A 2,826-nucleotide genomic window follows, 5' to 3' on the forward strand; every position below is an offset into this window, starting at 1 on the left:
CGGAAGGGGTGGGCGGGGTAGACGCCGAGTAGTCGTACCTCGACCGAGAAGAAGGCGAGCTCCTCCAGCGCCAGGGCGACGTTCGGCTCGTCCGGGTGGCCTTCGATGTCGGCGTAGAACTGGGTGGCGAAGAACATGCCGCCGAGCTGGTACGACTCCAGCTTGGTCATGTTGACGCCGTTGGTCGCGAACCCGCCGAGAGCCTTGTACAACGCGGCCGACACGTTCCGGACCCGGTACACGAAGCTGGTGATCACCGGGCCCGACCCCACCGGCGGTACGTCGGGCTCGCGGGACAGCACCAGGAACCGGGTCGTGTTGTGGTGCTCGTCCTCGACGTCACTGGCCAGCGTCTCCAGGCCGTAGAGCTCCGCGGCGGCCCGCGGCGACAGCGACGCCACCGTCGGGTCGGCCAGCTCGGCCACCTCCCGGGCGGACCCGGCGGTGTCGTCCGCGACGATCGTCGACCACCCGTGCTCGCGGATGATCTTGCGGCACTGCCCGAGGGCGTGCACGTGGCTGCGGACGGTCCGGATCCGGTCGATCGATGTACCGGGGACGCCGAGCAGCTGGAAGTGGATCGGCAGGAAGTACTCGCCGACGATGTGCAGCCCGGACTCCGGCAGCAGGTGGTGGATGTCCGCCACCCGGCCGGCGATCGAGTTGTCCACCGGGATCATCGCCAGCCCGGCGCGGCCGCTGCTGACCGCCTCGAGCGCGTCCTCGAACGTCGTACAGGGCAGCTGCTCGCGGTCCGGGTACATGTCGGTGCACGCCATCGCCGAGTTGGCGCCTGGCTCACCCTGGTAAGCGATCGGTCCGTCCACGATCTCCCAGCGTAGACCCCCGGTGTCTCAGGTCCCGGATCAGGTGTCCGACTTGCGGACCTTCTTCGGCGCGCCGGTGACCGCGCGGCCCTCCAGTTGCTTGGCCTTGGTGGCGTACATGTCGATGTACTCCTGGCCGGACAGCTCCATGATCTTGTACATGATCTCGTCGGTGACGGCCCGCAGGATCAATCGGTCGCCCTCCATCCCCTCGTACCGGGAGAAGTCCAGCGGAGCGCCGAACTTGACCGTCGGAGGCGTCATCGAGGCGACGATCTTGCCGGGCGGCGCGATCTTGTCGGTGCCGATCACGCCGCAGGGGACGACCGGGACCTTGGCCTCCAGCGCCAGCCGGGCGACCCCGGTGCGGCCCTTGTAGAGCCGGCCGTCGTGTGAGCGGGTGCCCTCGGGGTAGATGCCGAACAGCTCGCCGCGTTCCAGCACCTTCATCCCGGCCCGGATCGCGCCCTCGGACGCCGATCCGCCGGACCGGTCGATCGGCACCTGGCCGGTGCCCTTGAAGAACCCGCGCTGGAACCGGCCCTTGATCCCCTCGCCGGTGAAGTAGTCCGACTTGGCCACGAACGTGACCCGCCGGCGCAGGACCAGCGGCATGAAGATCCAGTCGGCGTAGGACAGGTGGTTACTGGCGATGATCGTCGGCCCGTGCTGCGGGACGTTCTCGCCGCCGACCACGTTCGGCCGGAAGACGCGCTTGACCGGCGGGCCGATCAGCACGTTCTTCAGCAGCCAGTAGATGCCCTTGCCGTCGCCGTCACCAGCGTCGTCCACGGGTGGTACCCGGTCCTGCTCGGGCCGCGGCGACCGCGCCGGTTCCGTCATCGATGTCCTTTCCTCACAGTTCCCCGAGTGCTCATGATGCCGCACGGGCGCCGCATATGCCCCGTGCACCGGCACGCGTGAACTCCTGACATTTCATGGTTCCCCTCCGTAAGCTGCTCACGCCAGTGTGTCGCCCGGCTGGGGGAGGTCTCGTGAGGACAAGACGACTGACGGCAGTGCTCGGAGTGGTGGCGGTGGTGTTCGCCGGCCTGCCGGTCGCCGCCGAGGCCGGGACGGCGGACGCCACGGCGACCGTGGTCCCGATCCAGGTGACCGGTCCGGCCGAGTCCCGCTTCAACCTGGTGGTGATGGGCGACGGGTACACCGCGGCCGAGCTGCCGAAGTTCCGCGAGCAGGTGGACAAGCACCTGAACGTGCTCTGGAGCATCGAGCCGTTCAAGTCGTACCGGAACTACCTCAACGTCTACGCGGTCGAGATCCCGTCGCCGGACAGCGGGGTCGACTGCGACCCCGGCCTCACCTCGCCGAAGGTCGACACCCCGCTCCAGATGGGGTTCTGGGGCGGCTGCAACCCGAACAGCGTCCAGCGCCTGCTGACCGTCAGCTCGGCCGCGGCCACCCAGTACGCCGGCCTGGTGGCCGGCACCTCCGCCGCCAACCGCCAGATCCTTGCTATCGGCAACAGCGATACCTACGGCGGGGCCGGCGGGACGTACGCGACCGCGTCCGGCGGCAACGCGCTGTCCGCGCTGATCACCCCGCATGAGCTCGGCCACTCGCTCGGCGGCCTGCAGGACGAGTACGACTACTACGCCCGCGGCGACCGCGGAGCGCCGTACCAGGGACCTGAACCGTCCTCGATCCACCACTCCCTGCTGACCGAGCAGCAGATGCTGGCGCAGCAGAAGAAGTGGTTCCGGTGGCTCGGCGAGCCGTCCGAGTCCGGCGGCACGATCGGCCGGTACGAGGGCGGGATGTACGCCGGCTCCGGCGTCTGGCGGCCGAGCCGGCACTCGATGATGAAGACCCTCGGCTACTACTTCGACCAGGTGTCGCGGGAGCGGATGACCCAGCGGATCTCGTCCCGGGCCAACCTGTTCCAGGGCAGTACGCCGGCCGGCCCGGTGGCGCCCGACCAGGTCGTCTGGTTGCAGACCCTGCATCCGGTCAGCCACGAGCTCGACGTCACCTGGAC

At 69.1% G+C, this 2,826-nt stretch carries 3 protein-coding genes; 1 reads left to right on the forward strand and 2 read right to left on the reverse strand.

Annotation, left to right across the window (positions count from 1 at the left end):
• Together E1218_RS35300 and E1218_RS35305 are read right to left on the reverse strand one after the other, a co-directional pair.
• Positions 1-827: prephenate dehydratase (locus E1218_RS35300; protein ID WP_132327377.1), on the reverse strand; the 827-nt coding region annotated here is incomplete at its 3' end.
• A 39-nt stretch (positions 828-866) separates the two neighbouring features.
• Positions 867-1,670, reverse strand: coding sequence for a lysophospholipid acyltransferase family protein (locus tag E1218_RS35305; RefSeq protein ID WP_132327378.1), 804 nt, complete (start codon positions 1,668-1,670; stop codon positions 867-869).
• Between the two features lie 152 nt (positions 1,671-1,822).
• Here E1218_RS35305 and E1218_RS35310 point away from each other — a divergent pair.
• The coding region (locus E1218_RS35310; RefSeq protein WP_233712691.1) for a M64 family metallopeptidase at positions 1,823-2,826 on the forward strand (1,004 nt) is incomplete at its 3' end.

Source organism: Kribbella turkmenica (assembly GCF_004348725.1).
GTDB lineage: Bacteria > Actinomycetota > Actinomycetes > Propionibacteriales > Kribbellaceae > Kribbella > Kribbella turkmenica.

What these genes read in the sequence shown, in the direction of transcription:
- E1218_RS35305 (WP_132327378.1), bottom strand. Translation starts at nt 1,670, where the DNA reads ATGACGGAACCGGCGCGGTCGCCGCGGCCCGAGCAGGACCGGGTACCA.